This is a genomic window from Thermococcus sp. 21S9 (genome assembly GCF_012027635.1).
GTDB lineage: Archaea > Methanobacteriota_B > Thermococci > Thermococcales > Thermococcaceae > Thermococcus.
On sequence record NZ_SNUS01000001.1, the window covers coordinates 765,654 to 784,037 of the forward strand.

Sequence of the window (18,384 nt, forward strand, 5' to 3'; positions counted from 1 at the left end):
AATGTTATAAAATTGACATCCTTTATAATGAGGTGACGAAATATGAAACGGTACTTGGCCTTGGCCGTTATGGCCCTGATGCTCGGAAGCGTTTTTGGTTTTGCTTCCGTTAGCGCCACTTCGGAGTACCCGAGGAACGAGACGCTTTACACCGCTAACAGCGCCCCTCCAACCAACGCGAATCCCTTCCAGGGCGGTAACATCATCGGTCTCGACGGTCTTATCTTTGAGCCCCTTGCAATGCTGAACTTCATGACCGGTGAGCTTAAGCCCTGGCTCGCCGAGAGCTGGAAGTGGGTCAAACCAAACGTTTTCGAGGTTAAACTCAGGCCCGGGCTCAAGTGGCAGGACGGCCAGCCCCTCACGGCCGAAGACGTTAAGTTCTCCTACGAGTACTACCAGGAGATTGGTTTGAGAAACTGGACCAAGCTTGGCCTCAAGGAGATAAAGGTCGTTGACGACAGAACCGTTGACTTCATCTTCAACGGCACCCCCAACTACCAGCTCTGGCAACTCCAGCTCTTCTATGGATGGGGACAGGGGGCCTTAATAATCCCGGAGCACATATTCAAAAACATCGACCCCAAGCAGATACCGAAAATGACCTTCCTCGGTGACGAGCAGAAGTACCTCGTTGGTTCTGGCCCCTACAAGCTCAAGGAGGTCGTTCAGCAACAGAAGGCAATCCTTGTCAGAAACGACAACTGGTGGGGCAACAAGGTCTTTGGCGAGCCCGCCCCGAAGTACATAATCCAGCTCTACGTTAAGGACAACTCCCAGGCCGCGAACATGTTCATCAAGGGCGACCTTGACGTCGGAACCTACTACATAGACATCGTCCAGGCCAAGAAGCAGAACCCGAACCTCGTCAGCTGGCTTGAGGAGCCACCCTACTTCCCGCCGGTGGCCCCTGTTCTGCTCTACTTCAACACCAAGAAGCCCCCGATGGACAACCCGCAGTTCAGGCGCGCCATAGCGATGGCAATAAACCCCGAGCAGATAACCAAGAACGGTCCGATAAGCGGAAAGCCTGCCGAGATTCCCTTTGGAACCGGTCTCCTCCAGAAGTGGGCCGGTAAGATAGGACTTGACGACCTCGTCAAGGAGTACGGCTGGCAGTACGGCAACATTGCAGAGGCCAACAAGATACTCGACGAGCTCGGCATGAAGAAGAACGCCGACGGCTGGAGAACCTACAATGGCAAGGTCATAGAGCTCCACCTCGTCACCTGTGCCGGCTGTTCTGACTGGATTTCAACCGCCGAGATAATCCAGAACCAGCTTAGAGCGCTTGGAATCAAGGTCGTCATAGACAAGTACGACTGGGGAGCGATGATGGAGAAGTACAAGAAGGGTGACTTCGACCTTGGCCTCCACTGGGCCGGAACCTTCCAGCCAACGGCCTACGCGGTCTACAACGCCCTCATGAGCAAGGACGGTAGCGCGAACTTCGGTGGCTACTACAACCCGCAGGCCCAGCAGATTCTCGACGAGTTCGCCAAGACCACCGACCCGAACAAGGAAGCCCAGTACATAAAACAGCTCAGTGAGATATGGCTCAAGGACGTCCCGGCAGTTCCGGTTTACATGGCAACGCTCTTCTACGAGGCCAACACCAAGTACTGGACCAACTGGCCCAACGAGAAGAACCCCTACGGCGTGCCGATTTTCTGGGCCAAGTACGGAACCTGGGGAACGGCCTTAGCGTTGCTTGGGGTTAAGCCGGCCAGTGCTACCCAGACGACATCAAGCCAGCCCTCCACCAGCACCAGCCAGCCAACCACGAACACTCCATCGACTTCGAGCACTTCAAGCGGTGGCGGAATCTGCGGTCCGGCCTTCATAGTCGGACTCGCCGTTTTGCCGTTGCTGTTGAGGCGCAGAAGGTGATACCTTTTTCCTTTCCCTTTCAATCCCAATTGAACGCTTGGAGGGTAGGCAATGGGGTTCAAGAAGTACCTCGCGCGCAAGACCTTCGTGTATGGAATTACTTTCATATTTGCCGTGACCCTCAACTGGTTGCTCCCGAGGCTTATGCCCGGGAACCCGATTGAGGCCATGATGTCCAAGAGCGGGGCCGTCAACGACGCCCTTGTTAAGTTCTACGAGGAGCTCTACGGCTTAAACCAGCCCCTCTGGAAGCAGTTCGTCAACTTCTGGGTCAGCCTCTTCCACGGAGATTTGGGCTACAGCATACTCTACAACGCCCCCGTTTCGAGTATAATCAAACACGCCCTGCCCTACGACATAGCGATTCTCCTTCCCGCGATAGTCCTCAGCTGGCTCGTTGGCAACTGGCTCGGTGCACTCGCGGGTAAGAACAAGAAGTATGATAAGTACACGATGCCCCTCTTCTACTTCCTCGCGAGCATGCCCTACTTCTGGTTCGCGATGATTCTCGTCTACGTTGTCGGCGTTAAGCTCGGCTGGCTCCCCTATTCTGGTGCCTACGCCCCGGATTTGGTGCCGAGCCTCTCCTGGACGTTCATCAAGAGCTTCCTCTCCCACTGGATTCTTCCCTTCCTGAGCCTGTTCATCGTTATGATTGGTAGCTGGGCAATTGGAATGCGCAACATGATAATCTACGAGCTTGAGGCAGATTACGTCCGCTACCTTGAGGCCCTCGGCGCGAGCGAGAAGCTCATGACAAAGCACGCCTACAGGAACGCCATACTGCCCCAGGTGACCGGTCTGGCCCTTCAGCTCGGAATGATGGTGGCTGGAGCGATTGCGACGGAGATAGTCTTCAACTACCCTGGAATCGGCGTGCTCATAATGAACGCGGCACTCAACCAGGACTACTTCCTCCTCCAGGGGGCGTTTCTCATCGTCGTAATCTCGGTTCTCGCGGCAAACTTCCTGATTGACATAGTCTACGCATTCATAGACCCGCGCGTCAGGGCGAGCTACACGGAGGGTTGAAGATGGCGAGACGTGGCAGGCTTGAGATGGTTAGAATCGCCTTTAAAAACAGGAAGTTCCAGTTTGGCTTTGGCCTTCTGACATTTTTCGTGATATTCGCCCTAATCGGCCCGCTCTTCACACCCTTCGCGTGGGACGGCCTCTACTACGAGAACGTCGGTGGAATCAAGATAGCCTCCTACGGCGAGAAAAACCTGCCTCCAATGAGCCACGAGGTCATAACCACGTACTCCGGTAAGCAGGTTGAAGTCCTCCACATCCTTGGAACGAACATAAACGGTCAGGACCTCTACGCGAGGCTCGTCTACGGTCTGAGAACGAGCCTTTGGATAGCTTTCCTCGCGGCGCTCATCGGAACTACGCTGGGAATAACGATAGGCCTCGTAGCCGGCTACAAGGGAGGCTGGGTCGACGAGCTTCTCATGATGTTCACCAACATAATGCTCGTCATCCCCTCGATAGTGCTCCTCATCCTGGTCGCCGCTTACCTCTCGGCGAGAACCCCTGGCATTCAGGCGGTCATCATAGGACTCACCGGCTGGCCCTGGGTCGCGAGGGCCGTGAGGAGCCAGACTTTATCGCTCAAGAACAGGGAGTTTGTGCACTTGGCCAAGCTCGCGGGGCTGAGCGACTTCAGGATTATCTTCACCGAGGTAATGCCCAACATGATTTCCTACATCTTCATGGCCGGAATCCTGCAGTTCAGCGGTGCAATCCTCGCGAGCGCGACCCTCGACTTCATCGGCCTTGGACCAACCACAATGGTTTCGCTCGGAAACATCCTCCAGAGGGCCATAGCCTACAACGCCCTCCAGTTCGGTTACTGGTGGTGGTTCATTCCGCCGGGACTCATCATAACCCTCATCATCACGGCGTTGTTCTTCGTGAACATCGGCCTTGAGGAAGTGTTCAACCCGCGCCTCAGGAGGGAGTGAAATGGCAATGCTCACCGTTGAAGACCTTAGAATCTACTACGCAACGCCCCTCGGCCACGTTAAGGCCGTTGATGGGGTTTCCTTTGAGGTTAGGGAAGGGGAAGTCTTTGGAATAGCCGGCGAGAGCGGTTGCGGAAAGTCAACGCTCGTTCACTCCCTAATCCTCAGGAAGCCCCCTATGGTTCATATGGGAGGTAAGGCCATCTTCAAGGGCAAAGACCTCATGACGATGAGCCCAAAGGAGTCCAGAAAAATCCGCTATACGGAGCTCTCGATAATCCCCCAGTACGCGATGAACGCCCTTAATCCAACGAAGAAAATCAAGGACATCGTGTGGGACTTGGCCATGGAACACGGCTACACCGATAAAAACGAGATAGAGAAGCTCCTCCGCGAGAGGCTTGAGATGGTCAAGCTCTCCCCCAAGGTCGCCGAGATGTACCCCGTCGAGCTGAGCGGTGGAATGAGACAGAGGGCGACGATGGTTGTCTCGACCCTTCTCAACCCCGACCTTCTCATCGCGGATGAGGTCACCTCTGCCCTCGACGTCACGACCCAGCGCGTCGTCATTGAGCTCCTCCACCACTTCATGAAAGAGGGAATTGTCAAGTCCATCATCTTCGTCACGCATGATTTGGCACTACTTGACAAGATAGCCGACAGGATAATGATAATGTACGCGGGCAAGGTCGCGGAGATTGGCCCGACCGACGAAGTCATCAACGAGCCGAGCCATCCCTACACCCAGCTTCTCCTCAACTCCCTGCCGAGAATGGGGGTGCAGTACAAGAGGCAGAAGCTCAAGGGAATCCCCGGTTATCCGATAAGCCTTCTCAACCCGCCGAAGGGTTGTCGCTTCTACACGCGCTGTCCCTACGCCCTTGACAAGTGCCCGCACGAGGAGCCGAAGCCCGTGAAGGTTGGTGAGGAGCACTATGTGGCCTGCCACCTCCTCGGGGGTGAAAGCCAATGAGCGAACTTTTGAGGGTCGAGCATCTGACCAAAATCTTCACCTCTGGTTTCATAGGTGGCTTTGAGATTAGGGCCGTTGATGATGTCAGCTTCACTATACGGAAGGGCGAGATAGTTTCCCTCGTCGGCGAGAGCGGGAGCGGGAAGACCACCACCGGAAAGCTCATCCTCCGCCTCATCCAGCCTACCTCCGGAAGGATACTCTTTGAGGGTAAGGACATCCTCCAGATGAGCAAGAACGAGCTCAAGAAGAACTACTACCGCCAGGTTCAGGCGGTTTTTCAGGACCCATTCGCGAGCTTCAACCCGCTCCACCCCGTGGACAGGGCCTTCGACCTGATATTCGACTCCTACCTCTCCGATGTCAGCAAGGGTGAGCGCGACGAAATGATTGACAGGGCCCTCATTCAGGTTGGCCTCAATCCGGACCAGATTCGCGGAAAGTTCCCGCATCAGCTCAGTGGCGGTCAGCTCCAGAGGATTCTCATTGCGAGGGCCTTACTGCTGAAGCCGAAGCTCCTCATAGCGGACGAGGCGGTGTCGATGCTCGACGCCTCGACGAGGATTGACGTCCTAAACCTACTCGGCGACTTCAGGGACAGGTACGGAACGTCCGTTCTCTTCGTCACCCACGACCTGGCGCTCGGCTACTACATCAGCGACACGACCATCATCATGTACCGCGGGACGATTGTGGAGATGGGGGACACCGAGAAGGTCTTCCACAACCCGCTCCACCCATACACCCAGATGCTCCTTGAGAGCGTTCCCGATTTGAACGTCAAGTGGGAGTTCAAGGGAATCGAGCCAGAAAAGGAAGAGGGAACCGTCTATTCTCTTCAGGGCTGTCGCTATGCGCCGAGATGCCCGAAGGCCAAGGAACTCTGCTTCAGAGCCCGTCCCGAGCTCCACGAGGTTGAGAAGAACCACTGGGTTGCCTGCCATCTTTACGGAGGTGAATGAGATGCACTCGACGATTAGGGAGATTAGAAAGACCCCCGAGGGCATAATAAAGGCTCAGAAGGCCTTTGAGGATTTCATAACCTCTCACGACTTCCGGTTACCGAGAGGGATAGTTTACACTGGCTGTGGCAGTTCACACTTCCTTTCAAAGTCGCTGGCCATGGCAACCACCCGCCTCGGGGGCAGGGGAGTGGCCCTCCCCTGCTCCGAACTTCTGTATTCGCGCGAGTGGTACAGCATAGGGAACCCCGAGCTTCTGGTGGCAATCTCGCGCTCCGGGGAAACGACGGAGGCAATCAAAGCCCTGAACTCCCTCAAAACACCAAAGTTCGCCCTCACTGCCTACGAGAGCACACTCTCAAGGGAAGCGGACTACACTCTAATAGTTCCGGCCCACGAGGAGAGCGTCGTAATGACACACTCTTTTCCGGCCTTCTACTTCGCCTACCTTCAGTTGCTCCTCCACTCCTACGGAAGGGAAACCCTCGATGCCGGGCTCGTCTCCTTCCTTGCGGGCGAGGTGCTCAAGAACGAGAACTACGTGAGGGAGATAGTGGAGGGCTTCGACTTCCGGAACGTCATCTTCCTCGGCTCTGGGATACTCTACCCGATAGCCCTCGAGGGAATGCTCAAGATGAAGGAGATGGCCCTCTTCTGGAGCGAGGCTTATCCAACGTTCGAGGTCAGGCACGGCTTCAAGTCCATCGCTGACGAGGGAACGCTCGTCGTCCTGCTGGTGAGCGAGCCCTTCGACTGGCACGAGAAGCTGACGAGGGAGTTCCAGGGCCAGGGGGCGAGGGTTCTCACCGTCGGAAAGCGCGACACCGGGGCCGACTACTTCATCCGGGTTCCCGAGCCGGACGAACTTGCCGTTCCAGTTCTCTACCTCCCGGTAATCCAGCTCCTCGCCTACTACAAGGCCGTCTCGCGCGGTTTGAATCCGGACAACCCGAGGTTCCTCAGCAAGGTCGTCACGTGGTGATTGCGATGAAGGTCGGTCACGACGGTAAGGTCTATTACCTCGACGGGGAGCGCTTTCAGGTATACGGTGGAACGCTCCAGTTCTTCAGGGTCCCAAGGGGGAGCTGGCGCGACAGGCTTGAGAAGATGAAGAGGCACGGCCTCAACACGGTAGACACTTACGTCGCCTGGAACTGGCACGAGCCCGAGAAAGGGAAGTTCGACTTCACCGGCGAGACGCACCCCCAGAGGGACTTGGTGGGCTTCCTCGAGCTGGCGGAGGAAGTCGGCCTGAAGGTCATCGTAAGGCCCGGCCCCTACATCTGCGGTGAGTGGAGGAACGGTGGAATACCCGGATGGCTTATAAGGGAACACCCGGAAATACTGGCGAAAGGCCCCAACGGACCCCTGCCGAGGGACATCTACTACCCGCCGATTACATATCTCCATCCCACTTACCTTGAGGCCGTCTCGGAATGGTATGATGAAGTTCTCCCGATAATCAGGGACTACCTCTACACCAACGGCGGGCCGATAATAAGCGTCTCCATAGACGACGAGCCGTCCTACTGGGAGACCATCTTCCAGCCCTTCCTCACGGACTACAACGAGGTCATCACCCGTCCAGGCGGCCTGTGGGAGGAGTGGCTTCGCTCCAACTACTCCCTCGACGAGCTGGGCAAGCGCTATGGGGCGGGGATAGGCGACTACTCCGAGGTTCGTCCGCCGGCGAGCGAGGACGAGCCGTTGCCGAAGATACTCGACTGGCACCATTTCAAAATCTGGACCATCAACCGCTACGTGGAAATCCTCTACTGGCATCTAAAGCGCTACATCGACGTCCCGATAAGCATCCTCGACCCCTACCTGCTCCTCTCTGCATGGAGGCACTTCTACCGCTACGTTAAGGAGAGAAATCTCGACGTTCACCTCTGGACCGAGTTCTGGTACTCCTTCTACCGCTCCTTCGACCTGAAGGAGGATAAACTCGGCCACATCTACTACAAGACCGGGGTCTACCGCTTCTACCAGGGGAGACTCGGAACTCCCCCGCTCAGCATAGAGACTCAGGTTTCTTTAGCTCATACAATTGAGCCGGACGAGGCCGAGCACCTCTACTCGCTGATAGCCTCTCTCGGAATCCACAACATCAACTACTACCTCTACGTCGGCGGTGAAAATCCGAGGGGATACGAGTCCCACAACGGCGTGACCTGGGACGTCTACTCGCCGATAGGCCTCGACGGGAGCGAGAGGCCCCACGTTGAGCCGATAAAGTGGCTCGGCGAGTTCCTGCTCAACAACCCGGACTTTGCGGAGGCGGAGCTGAGGCCGAGGGTGGCCTTCGGAACCTACGAACCCTACGAGGCTATAGCCACCTTCGGCCTGAGGAAGGGCCTGACCGAGAGCGTAAATATTTACGAGTACCTCCTCGGCGAGAGGGGCCTATTAACGCTTTTAGCGATGAGCAACGTCCCCTTCGACGTCCTCGACCTCGAGGAAGCTTCCCTGGAGGAGATGCTGGGCTATGGCCAGCTCTGGGTTTACAGCCTCGACTTTCTCTCAAGGGAGGTCCAGGACAAGTTAGTTGAGTTCGTTGAGAGGGGTGGAAACCTCGTAATTCTCCCGATGCTTCCATATCTCGACGAGAACCTGAAGCCCTACTCCGCCCTCGCCGAGTTCCTTGGCGTCGAGGTTGAGAGGGCCGAGGCGAGGGACAACCCAAGGCTGATTCAGTTCACGAGCGTCGAGAGCGAGGGAATAGACAGAATGCTCGTCAGGAACACCGTCAGAGAGGTTAAAGGCGGTGAGCCTTTCGTCTTCCACTACGGCAAACCGGTCGGAACGCTCGTCAGGAAGGGGAAGGGAAGCGCAATTGTGCTCGGCTTCAGGCTCCAGTACTACAACAGCTACCACGACCTCCACAGGAAGTTCGTTGACAAACTGCTTGAGATGCAGAATGTGAAGAGGAACTTCGAGGTCACGGACAGGGACATGATAGCGATTCCGCGCGGTAACTACCTCGTCCTGCTCAACCCCAGAGGCCACAGGGTCTTCGGAAAAGTGCGGTACAGGGGGATAGAGGTTCCCCAGCTCCTCGAAGGCATTGAGATGGGGAAGCGCGGTGCCCTCTTCCTGCCCTTTGGAGTTAGGGTCGGAGACGTTGAGGTGGTCTACGCAACGGCCACACTCCTCGGCGGGGATGGAAAAACGCTCCGCTTCAGGAACCACCTGAGCGGTTCCAGCGAGGTCGCGTTAAGGGGCGTTGAGGAGGTGAAGGCGATTGAGGGCAGAATCGTGGACGAGAGCTTTGAGAACGGAATCCTGAGGGTCGTCGTTGAGCACGATAAAGAGTTCGAGCTCGGCCTTTAGTCACTGCCTCCTTCACTTTTTGGCTTGAAACCTTTTTAAAGTCCCTTCCCTACTGTTTTCCGCGATGATGAGTGATGGGCGAACCGAAGGGTGAGGAAGGAAAGGTGATCGCTGAGCAACCCTTTTAAGCGCCCGTTCCAACTTTTTTCGGGATGATGAGTTCAGCCTTGTCCGAGCCGTGACGAGGGAGTGACGGACTGACCGTCCCTTTTTTAAATTAAGCTAATCAAATTCGAAAACCTAATAACCTTAGGGAGCTGAAGGGAATTAGAAAGGTTTAAATATTGTGTGCATATGCACAAAAATGGTGGTAGCATGGAGGAGATTTACAAGCCCATATGGGTCAGCATAATCGGCAACGTCCTCCTCGCGGTCATAAAGCTCATCGTCGGTTTTCTCTATTCAAGTATAGCCCTCATCTCCGACGGCGTTCACTCCCTCAGCGACGTCGTTACGAGCGTCGCCGGCTACTTCGGCATAAAGGTGGCGTCAAAACCCCCCGATAAGGACCACCCCTTCGGCCACTCCCGCTTTGAGCCACTCGTGGCCTTTCTAATCGGTGAGGCCCTGCTCGTTGTTGCCTATGAAATCGGCAGGGACTCGGTCGAGAGGCTCCTCCACGGGGAGCACATAACGGTGAACTCGATAATGCTGGGAGTTACGATAGTGTCAATCCTCGCGAAGGAGCTGATGTTCCGCTACTCGGTTTACGTGGGCAGAAAGCTCAACAGTCAAATCCTTATCGCCGACGCCTACCACCACAGGAGCGACGTTTTGAGCAGTGTCGCGGTTTTAATCGGCCTCGGCCTCCAGAAGTTCGGCTTCCAGTACGGAGACGCTTTGGCCGGCCTCGTCGTCGCGGTCTTCCTCGTGAAGGTGTCCTTCGAGATAATCCTCGAGAACGTCGGTTACCTGACCGGACGGGCCCCGTCCTTCGAAATCTGCGAGGAAATCAAGAGGCGCGCTCTGAGCGTCCCCAACGTCCTTGGAATCCACGATTTGAGGGCCCACTACGTCGGAAACAGGCTCCACGTCGAGCTCCACATCGAGGTTCCTCCAAACCTGTCCCTGAAAGAAGCCCACGACGTCAGCGAGGAGGTGAAGAAGAGGATAGAGGAAATCCCCGAGGTCGAGAGGGTCTTCGTTCACGTGGATATAAAGGGGGTTACTGAGTAGCTTTTTCAAAATCTCTTAAATCAAAGGCCAAATATCCCTTTTCTTTGAGTCTCTCTTTTCCCTCGATGCTCTTCGCGATGATGCCGTAGTGATTTTCTCCCCTTAGGCCAAGGTTGGCTGATTTTTTCTCAAGCCGTCTGAGAACATTCTCAGCGTCTCTCGCGTTCATATCCTTCCATTTGACTTCGAAGAAACCTGCATCACTGCTCAGGCTGTTCAATGCTACTAGGTCAATCTCTTCTCCCTTATCCCACCACCTTCCGATTTTCGTGAACCTGAATGGTAGAACTCCCTTTTGATTCAGTCTTATCAGAAACTCCTTCCCAACGCGCTCAAAGACCTCTCCCAGATATCTATTGAAATCCTCCCTAAACTCCTCGAAGCTTATCGCCCCAATCTCAATGTCGTCGCGGTAGGGGTAAACAAACCGGAGCCAGAAGCGGTAGTAGAAGTCCTTGACCCGGTAGACACCGAACCGCTTCCTTTCCCTCACAGTTACCGGGAACTCCTTGTAAACCAAATCGAGGGTTTCAAGGGTCTTCAGATACTTCGGAAGGTTCGTAACGGCAACCTTGGTCTCGTTCGCGATTTCAGTCAGCTTGGTCTTCCCGTCGTTTATCGCCTTGAGAATGTTGAGGTAGACGGTTGGCTCCCTCAGCTCGTCTTTCAGAAGTCTCTCCGCGTCCTCGTAGAGAACGCTGACTCTCCTATAGAAGTTGCGCTCCACGTTCTCCTCGACGCTCAGAGAATCGTCGAAGTAGTGCAGGTATGCGGGGATTCCGTCTATCGTGCCGTAGACCTTGACCATCTCCTCCCATGAGTAGCGGGGAAACGCCTCCCTCAGGTGGAAGAACCCCAGCGTCGAGAGCTTAATCTGGGCGGTTCTCCTTCCGTAGAGCGGGTTTTTGTAGCTCATCAGGCTCTCCATCGTTGAGATTGACGAGCCAAGGAGAATCAGCATTATCCTCGAATCCTTGAGAACCTCATCCCAGATGTACTGAAAGGTTGAGGGTATGGACTTGTCTTCCTCGACCCAGTACGGGAACTCGTCTATAACAAAAACAAGCCTTCCGAAGGTTGTAACCTTCTCAAAAAACTCCTCAAGAGTTTTTGCTTCAATGAAGACGTTAAACTTCCTGTTGAAGTTTCTCACGAGCCTCTCAAGTTCGAGCTCCATCGGTTCTTTCCTTGCGAGGAAGTAGAAGGCTTTCTTATTCTTTATGAACTGTTTGACGAGCTCTGTTTTTCCTATTCTCCTCCTGCCATAGATGAGGACGAAGTGCGCTCTGTCCTGCCGGTAGAGTTCATCCAATGCATTCAGTTCATCCTCGCGGTCGATGAATTTTAATATCATGATATTTAATATCGCGTTATTAATTTAAGCCTTTCGCACAATCTCCCCCAAATCCCTCAAAAACTCCTCCAGATGCTCCCTCCTCACATGGGGCATGAGAACAATTCTAATGTAACCGCGGTGCGCGCTGATTCCCCAGCCCCTCCTCTTCAGCTCCCCTTCCACCGCTTCAAGGTTCTCAGTGCCGAAGGAGACGATGTTGAGAACCGGCTCGCGGATGAGATAAACGCCCGGTATCTTCTTCAGCTCCGAGGCGAACCACCGGCTCAGCTCCATCGCCTTTCTCACGATTTCCTTGTAGCCCTCGAAGCCGAGGTGCTTAATCATCGCCCACACGGCGAGAGCGTTTGCCCCGGGCCTCGTTCCCGTTATCGTCGCCTGCCATATCCTCCCTCCGGCTAAGTAAGGGGCCAGAACGCTTATCGCATCGATGTACTTCTTCTCGCGGAAGATTATTCCCCCGGCGGGAATCGGTACCATGCCCATCTTGTGGGGGTCTATGGTTACGCTCTTCACGCCTTTAAGCCGGAAGTCGAAGTCCGGGATATCGTAGCCTAAAGCCTTGGCAAAGGGAATGACGAAACCGCCAAACGCTGCATCGACGTGGAGCGGAAGCCCGTAGTCGAGGGCCAAATCGCTCAAAGCCGGAATGTCGTCAACCACCCCGAGGCCCGTCGTTCCAGCTATTCCCACGATTCCAATCGTGTTGTCCGTAATCTTCTCCTCAACGTCCCTCACGTTGACCGAATAGTCCTTATTCAGCTCCGCCCAGACGAGCTTAACTCCAAGCATCTCGCCGGCCTTGATGAAGGAGAAGTGGGCGCTTTTCGGAAGAATCAGTTCCGGCTTTTCCACATCCGCCAGGTTGCGGAAGGCCCTCACAGCCAGGATGTTCGCCTCGGTTCCGCCCGAGACTATGTGTCCGTAGCCCCTTTTGAGACCGAGGAGGTTTGAGAGCATCTCGACGGCCTCTTCCTCGACTTTACGGCTCCCCGTGTGCAGGCCGGGGTCGCCAAGGTTCCTGTCTATGAACTCCGTGATGATTCTAACAGCGAAGGGATGTGGATACGTGCACATCGAGCCGAGAATCTTTCCGGAGTCGAAGGTCAGGTCTTCGGCAGTCTTCCGCCGTAGCTCCTCAAGCACTTCATCCTCGTCCGCTCCCCTCTCTGGAAACATGCTCTCACCTGGGGGCGGTAGGGTTCGTTGAATTTAAGCTTTCCTCCTTTCGATGTACTTCTTAAAGAATATCGGCGTCGTCAGCGCCGTCAGCATCGAGACCGTTACAACGCTTGCAAAGAGGGCCTGGTCTATTATCCCACTGCTGAGCCCGAAGGTGAGTATCGCGAGCTCAAGGCTTCCCCTTCCTCCCATTCCTATGCCAACGGTGATGGAATCATCCCAGCTGAGACCCGAGAGCTTCGCGCCGAGACCGCACCCGAGGAGCTTTCCGAGGACTGCCGAGAGGTAGAGGAGGCCTATGAGGGTCGGGTCGAGGGCTTTCACGGGCGGGTTGAAGACAAGACCGACGTAGATGAAGAACAGCGGTATGAAGAACTCGGTGAGGACGACCTGGAGGTCTTCAATCAGCTCGTTGAGCTTAATCCTCGTGACGACGAGCGGGTCTTTTCTCTCGCGAAGCCTGCTTATGGTGAGTCCCGCTAAGTAAGCTCCGATTATCTGGTTGAGGCCGACCCACTCCGCTATTATGGCCAGGGTGAACGTGAGGATGAGCGTGAAGGTGAAGAAGACGTTGAGGTTCCTGACTATGGAGTAAAACCACCTGGCCCGCTTGAAGACGAGCTCCGAGACGAGGAGTGTGAAGGCTATGAAGGCGAATATCTTGACCGTCAAGATTCCAAAGGATACGGCGTCGAGGCCTCCTTTCGTCATGCCGGTTATTATACCGATGAGGTAAACCGCGACGATGTCGTCAACGAAGGCCGCGCCCATGAGAATCGAGGAAACTTCCCTCTTCACCCTCTCCTTGACGAGGACACCGCTCGTGACCTCTATCGCGGTGTTTCCGAGGGTCGCGCCTATGAATATGGCCGCGGCTATTCCCTTTCCGAAGGCGTACACCGTGAGGAAGCCGAAGAGGAAGGAAAACGCAACGCCGAGGATTGCCACCAGAACGGCCTTGCCGGTGTTCTGGGCTATCGCCGAGAAGTTGCTCGTCAGGCCCATGTAAAGCATCATCATTATGAGTCCGAACTCCGCCAGAACCCTGAGCTCTTCCCCCGGCTCAACGATTCCGAGGATGAATGGTCCGAGGAGTATTCCGGTAACCACGTGGGCTATTATGGGGTGTATCTCAATCCTCTCGAAGGCCCACTCGAGGCTCTTTGCAACGACCAGGAGAAGGGCGAGGTAGCCAAGGTACACTTCATCCCCTCCTCGCCAGGAGAACACCTATTATCCAGAGGAGCATGAGGACGAGCGCGATTACTGAGGCAACGGTTACCGCGCTTCTGCTCGTACCGAAGACTATCGGGATTGGGCCAATCATTATCACTCCTCCGCCCTCGACGTTTCCTCCGCCAAGGGCCGAAATCAGCGTCCCCAGAAACACTAACAGAAAGCCGATGAATATCAGCACTATTCCCGCTCCGATGAGAACTTCTCCCTTCATCGGCGTGAAGTTGAGGTTCCGGTTTTTAAACTTTCCCGCCCACCGGAAGGATTTAAAGAGTTCCCTCCAACTCCTAACATGCTCGTGCTCGTTGACCTTGACGATACCCTCTGCAACACGTGGGAAGCCGGAAAGAGGACGATGCTCCACGCGATTCCCTTCCTCCTGCGCAGGGGCAAGCCCAGGGCCCTTCTCTACCTCCTGACAGCCAAGTACAGGGGCTTGGAGGACTCCGAGAGGCTCCACACCCTCGACCTTCACGAGCTCGTTGAGGAGCTCTTTGGGAGGATATACCCGAGCATAACCCGTGACGAGCTCGCGGAGCTTTCATCCTTCGTTGAGAGGCACTTCTTCAGGTATCTCAGGCTTTACGATGATGCCCTACCGTTCCTTCGGGGCCTTAGGGAGCTCGGGGCGAGGGTCGTTCTCGTCACTGACTCCTCCACAAACTGGCAGAGGAAGAAGCTTGATGTGCTTGGGATAGGGGCTTACTTTGACGATGTAATCATAAGCGGTGAAACCGGCCACAGCAAGTTTGAGGACTACAACTTCCGCCTCGCCCTCGAGAGGTTCCCTGACAGGGAGGTCTACGTCGTCGGCGACCGCGACGAGACGGACATGGCCGGTGCGAGGGCCCTCGGTGCCGTCGGGATACTGGTGAGGAGGGGCTACTTCAGCGGAAGGAAGGTCAGAAATGCCGACTACGTAGTTAAAAACCTTGGTGATGCCCTGGAGGTGATTAAACGTGAGCATCAAAAGAGAGCTGAAGCGTAAGGCCCTCCACCTCACCGGCCTGACGGTTCCGGCAGTTTACCTGCTCCTCGGGAAGACCTACACGCTCACCTTTGTTGGAGTTGCGTTTATCCTCTTCGTTGTCCTGGAGCCTTTCAGGGTAATCGAGGAGTGGAGGGACAGGATAAAGGAGAAGCTGAACCTCTACGTTTCTCCGGAGGTCGTGGAGAAGATAGAACTCCTTGAAAATCACATCAATGACATAACGCGCGAGCACGAGAGGAATCGGGTCGCGGCCCACATCTACTTCGCCGCCGCGTCCTTCATTGTGGTGTACTTCTTTCCAGAGGGGGTTGCAATAGGTGCGATAGCACTCGCCACCCTCGGCGACGCGCTCGCGGCAATAATCGGGAAGACCTTCGGCAGGCACAGGTTTTCCAACGGCAAGAGCGTTGAGGGAAGCCTTGCATACTTCCTGACGGGCATGGCGATACTCACTCCTCTTGTGGGCCTAATTCCAGCTTTCGTTGGTTCATTCGCGGGAACGATAGCGGAGTTCTACAACCTCCCGCCCGACGACAACTTCTCCAACCAGCTCGCCGTTGCCGTTGCGGTTTACCTTGTCCTTTCCCTCTGATGGAAAAGATTATATCACTTGAAGTGATATCATTTGTGGTGGGAGTATGAAGTTGATATTCGGAATCCACAACCACCAGCCCCTCGGGAACTTCGGCTGGGTGTTTGAGAGCGCCTACGAGAGGGCCTACGGGCCGTTTCTCGAGACGTTGGAAGAGTACCCAAACATGAAGGTCGCCGTCCACTACTCCGGCCCGCTCCTTGAGTGGATAGCCAGCAACAGGCCGGAGCACCTTGACCTCCTCAAAAGCCTCGTCAGGAGGGGCCAGGTTGAGATTATCGTTGCCGGCTTCTACGAGCCGGTTCTGGCGTCAATTCCGGAGGAAGACCGGGTCGAGCAGATTAACCTCCTGAAGGACTTTGCGAGAAAGCTCGGCTACGATGCTCGGGGTCTCTGGCTGACAGAGAGGGTCTGGGAGCCCGAACTCGTGAGAACCCTGAGGAGGGCGGGAATAGAGTACGTCGTCGTTGACGACTACCACTTCATGAGCGCCGGCCTGCCGAAGGAAAGCCTCTACTGGCCCTACTACACCGAAGACAACGGTGAAGCGGTCGTAGTCTTCCCGATTGACGAGAGACTCCGCTACCTGATTCCCTTCCGCCCCGTTGAGAAAACGCTTTCCTACCTCCACTCCCTCGACGACGGCGACGAGAGCAAGGTTGCTGTCTTCCACGACGACGGCGAGAAGTTCGGCGTCTGGCCCGGAACCTACGAGTGGGTTCATGAGAAGGGCTGGCTCGGGGAGTTCTTTGACAGGATTTCAAGCGATGAGAGGATAGAGGTCCTTCTCTACTCCGAGTACCTTGAGCGGTTCAGGCCGAGGGGCCTCGTCTACCTGCCGATAGCTTCCTACTTCGAGATGAGCGAGTGGAGCCTTCCAGCGGAGCAGGCGAGGCTTTTTGTGGAATTCGTTGAGTGGTTGAAGGAAAAACGGGTCTTTGACCGCTACCGCGTCTTCGTAAGGGGCGGAATCTGGAAGAACTTCTTCTTCAAGTATCCCGAGGGTAACTACACCCACAAGAGGATGCTGATGGTCAGTAAACTCGTGAGGGACAACCCCGAGGCGAGGCGCTTTATTCTCAAGGCCCAGTGCAACGATGCCTACTGGCACGGTGTCTTCGGCGGAATCTACCTTCCCCATCTCCGCAGGGCCGTCTGGGAGAACATCATAAGGGCGAACAGCTACGTTTCCACTGGAACGTTCGTCCGCGACCTCGACTTCGACGGAAGGGATGAGGTCTTCATCGAGGGAGAGAACTTCTACTACTCCTTCAAGCCCGGCCTTGGCGGTTCCCTCGTCGAGCTGAGCTCGAAAGAACGGGCAGTTAACTACGCCGACGTCTTGACAAGGCGCTACGAGCACTATCACTCCACAGGAAGTGCGGTTCCCGAGGAAGAGGGCGACGGTGTCGAGAGCATTCACGAGCTTTCGGGCGAGGTTCCCGAGGAGATTAGGAAAGAGGTTGCCTACGATTCCGTCAGGAGGGCGCTCCTCCAGGACAGGTTTTTAAGGCCAGAAACGACCCTCGACGACTTCAGGCTGAACCGCTACGAACCCCTCGCGGACTTCTCAGGAAAGCCCTACGGGTATTCGCTCAACGGAAACGAGCTGAGGCTCTGGAGGAATGAAGGTGACTTCTCGGTCGTCAAGGTCTTCAGGCCGGATGAGAAGGGCTTCACCGTTGACTACGCCGTCTCGGGAAGGGGAACCTTCGCGGTCGAGCTTAACGTTGCAGTCCACAGCGTGATGGAGACGCCGGGGGAGCTGGAAGGCTCGAGGATTGAGGTGAACGACCGCTACGCCGTTGGGAGGTTCTCCCTTGAACTCGATAGAAAAGCAAGGATATGGAAGTTCCCGGTAAAAACGCTGAGCAAGAGCGAAAGCGGGTGGGACTTCATCCAGCAGGGCGTCAGCTACACCTTTCTGTTCCCGCTCGGCGGGGAGCTGAGGTTCGGACTCCGTTTCGTGGAGCCCTAAACCCGTATCGAGACTCCCTGCATCTCCTTCTTTATTGACTTGACGACGTCGAACCTCGTCATTCTTCCGTCAGACTCCACCCTGATGACGGTGGTCGCAATGTCCTCCAGCAGTCCGAGGAGGAATTTCCTGTTCTCGTCGAGGAGGGACGCCTTGATGAAGTGGACCGCGAGTCTCTTCTCGTTTCCAACGTACTGGGACACGAGACTGAGGATTATGTGGACGTTCTTGGGCATTATCTCGGACGTCACGAAGAGCTTCTCAACGCCGAGTGCTATCGTTAGAACGGGGGCGTGCTCGTCCAGAAACTTCTCATACGCCTCTCTGAACTTCCCCACGAGTATAACCGGCTCGCTGAGGTCGCTTATCCAGGCGATTACCCTGCCTGTCTTTATCTTCCCGCCTATCTTAATGACGTTGACGTTCTCAAACGTCTCGCCGTCGAAGCCGGCCAGCTTGGCCTTGGCCTTGAGGAGGTGGAGGGAATCGACAACATCAACAACGAGGATTGTGTATCCCTTGGAGAGGCCCCACGTTATGAGCTGGTGCATGCCAAAATACTGGTCTTTAACGTCCGTTCTCTCTATCAGAACTATTTCCCCGGGTTTAAGGGAGTTCCAGAGTCCGGTGATGATGTCGCCGAGCATGCGACCACCCCTTTGATAACTTTGGGTTATTTTATACTGCTGGAGGTATATAAACGATTCGAAATACCACCGCAAGGGGCTAAATGAAAAAGAAAGCCCGTTT

General features: G+C 55.4%; 16 protein-coding genes. 11 read left to right on the top strand and 5 right to left on the bottom strand.

Annotated elements, in window-relative coordinates; genetic code table 11:
* The first annotated feature begins 42 nt into the window (after positions 1-42).
* The 8 genes from E3E28_RS04445 to E3E28_RS04480 all read left to right on the top strand — a co-directional run bounded on the left by E3E28_RS04445 (position 43) and on the right by E3E28_RS04480 (position 10,301).
* Positions 43-1,890 (top strand): ABC transporter substrate-binding protein, encoded by a 1,848-nt coding sequence (locus E3E28_RS04445; RefSeq protein WP_167914191.1) that lies wholly within the window; start codon positions 43-45, stop codon positions 1,888-1,890.
* A gap of 51 nt (positions 1,891-1,941) precedes the next feature.
* The gene (locus E3E28_RS04450) at positions 1,942-2,922 is read left to right on the top strand and encodes an ABC transporter permease (protein WP_167914192.1); all 981 of its coding nucleotides are present in this window, start codon (positions 1,942-1,944) and stop codon (positions 2,920-2,922) included.
* Between the two features lie 2 nt (positions 2,923-2,924).
* Positions 2,925-3,857: an ABC transporter permease gene (locus E3E28_RS04455; RefSeq protein WP_167914193.1), complete on the top strand. Its 933-nt coding sequence runs from the start codon at positions 2,925-2,927 to the stop codon at positions 3,855-3,857.
* Position 3,858: 1 nt separating this feature from the next.
* A complete protein-coding gene (locus E3E28_RS04460) occupies positions 3,859-4,830 on the top strand; it encodes an ABC transporter ATP-binding protein (RefSeq protein ID WP_167914194.1) in 972 nt (323 codons plus the stop codon).
* Positions 4,827-5,792, top strand: coding sequence for an ABC transporter ATP-binding protein (locus E3E28_RS04465; protein WP_167914195.1), 966 nt, complete (start codon positions 4,827-4,829; stop codon positions 5,790-5,792). Before E3E28_RS04460 ends, E3E28_RS04465 begins: the two co-directional genes overlap by 4 nt.
* Before the next feature lies 1 nt (position 5,793).
* The gene (glmD, locus tag E3E28_RS04470; protein ID WP_167914196.1) at positions 5,794-6,774 is read left to right on the top strand and encodes a glucosamine-6-phosphate deaminase; all 981 of its coding nucleotides are present in this window, start codon (positions 5,794-5,796) and stop codon (positions 6,772-6,774) included.
* 5 nt (positions 6,775-6,779) lie between these two features.
* A complete protein-coding gene (glmA, locus tag E3E28_RS04475; protein WP_167914197.1) occupies positions 6,780-9,125 on the top strand; it encodes an exo-beta-D-glucosaminidase in 2,346 nt (781 codons plus the stop codon).
* A 315-nt stretch (positions 9,126-9,440) separates the two neighbouring features.
* A complete protein-coding gene (locus E3E28_RS04480; RefSeq protein ID WP_167914198.1) occupies positions 9,441-10,301 on the top strand; it encodes a cation diffusion facilitator family transporter in 861 nt (286 codons plus the stop codon).
* Here E3E28_RS04480 and E3E28_RS04485 read toward each other — a convergent pair.
* Genes E3E28_RS04485 through E3E28_RS04500 form a run of 4 tightly spaced genes read right to left on the bottom strand, consistent with a single transcriptional unit; the run spans position 10,291 to position 14,287 of the window.
* Positions 10,291-11,655: an ATP-binding protein gene (locus tag E3E28_RS04485; RefSeq protein ID WP_167914199.1), complete on the bottom strand. Its 1,365-nt coding sequence runs from the start codon at positions 11,653-11,655 to the stop codon at positions 10,291-10,293. The two genes, E3E28_RS04480 and E3E28_RS04485, sit on opposite strands and share 11 nt — an antisense overlap.
* Before the next feature lie 24 nt (positions 11,656-11,679).
* Positions 11,680-12,834: a tyrosine decarboxylase MfnA gene (gene mfnA, locus E3E28_RS04490; protein WP_167914200.1), complete on the bottom strand. Its 1,155-nt coding sequence runs from the start codon at positions 12,832-12,834 to the stop codon at positions 11,680-11,682.
* Between the two features lie 33 nt (positions 12,835-12,867).
* Positions 12,868-14,040, bottom strand: coding sequence for a cation:proton antiporter (locus E3E28_RS04495; RefSeq protein WP_167914201.1), 1,173 nt, complete (start codon positions 14,038-14,040; stop codon positions 12,868-12,870).
* A 1-nt stretch (position 14,041) separates the two neighbouring features.
* Positions 14,042-14,287 carry a DUF131 domain-containing protein gene (locus E3E28_RS04500; RefSeq protein WP_167914202.1) on the bottom strand — a complete coding sequence of 82 codons (246 nt, stop codon included), beginning with the start codon at positions 14,285-14,287 and terminating at the stop codon, positions 14,042-14,044.
* A 78-nt stretch (positions 14,288-14,365) separates the two neighbouring features.
* Between E3E28_RS04500 and E3E28_RS04505 the strand changes: the two genes are divergently transcribed.
* From E3E28_RS04505 to E3E28_RS04515, 3 genes are read left to right on the top strand one after another with little or no spacing between them, the layout of a single operon-like run.
* On the top strand, positions 14,366-15,061 hold the full coding sequence (locus E3E28_RS04505) for an HAD family hydrolase (protein ID WP_167914203.1): 696 nt from the start codon (positions 14,366-14,368) through the stop codon (positions 15,059-15,061).
* Positions 15,033-15,656, top strand: a complete 624-nt coding sequence (locus E3E28_RS04510; RefSeq protein WP_167914204.1) for a diacylglycerol/polyprenol kinase family protein — start codon at positions 15,033-15,035, stop codon at positions 15,654-15,656. The genes E3E28_RS04505 and E3E28_RS04510 overlap by 29 nt, the downstream gene beginning before the upstream one ends.
* 46 nt (positions 15,657-15,702) lie before the next feature.
* Positions 15,703-17,634 (top strand): alpha-amylase/4-alpha-glucanotransferase domain-containing protein, encoded by a 1,932-nt coding sequence (locus E3E28_RS04515; protein ID WP_167914205.1) that lies wholly within the window; start codon positions 15,703-15,705, stop codon positions 17,632-17,634.
* Here the strand turns inward: E3E28_RS04515 and E3E28_RS04520 are convergent.
* On the bottom strand, positions 17,631-18,281 hold the full coding sequence (locus tag E3E28_RS04520) for a DUF257 family protein (RefSeq protein WP_167914206.1): 651 nt from the start codon (positions 18,279-18,281) through the stop codon (positions 17,631-17,633). The two genes, E3E28_RS04515 and E3E28_RS04520, sit on opposite strands and share 4 nt — an antisense overlap.
* Positions 18,282-18,384 lie beyond the last annotated feature (103 nt).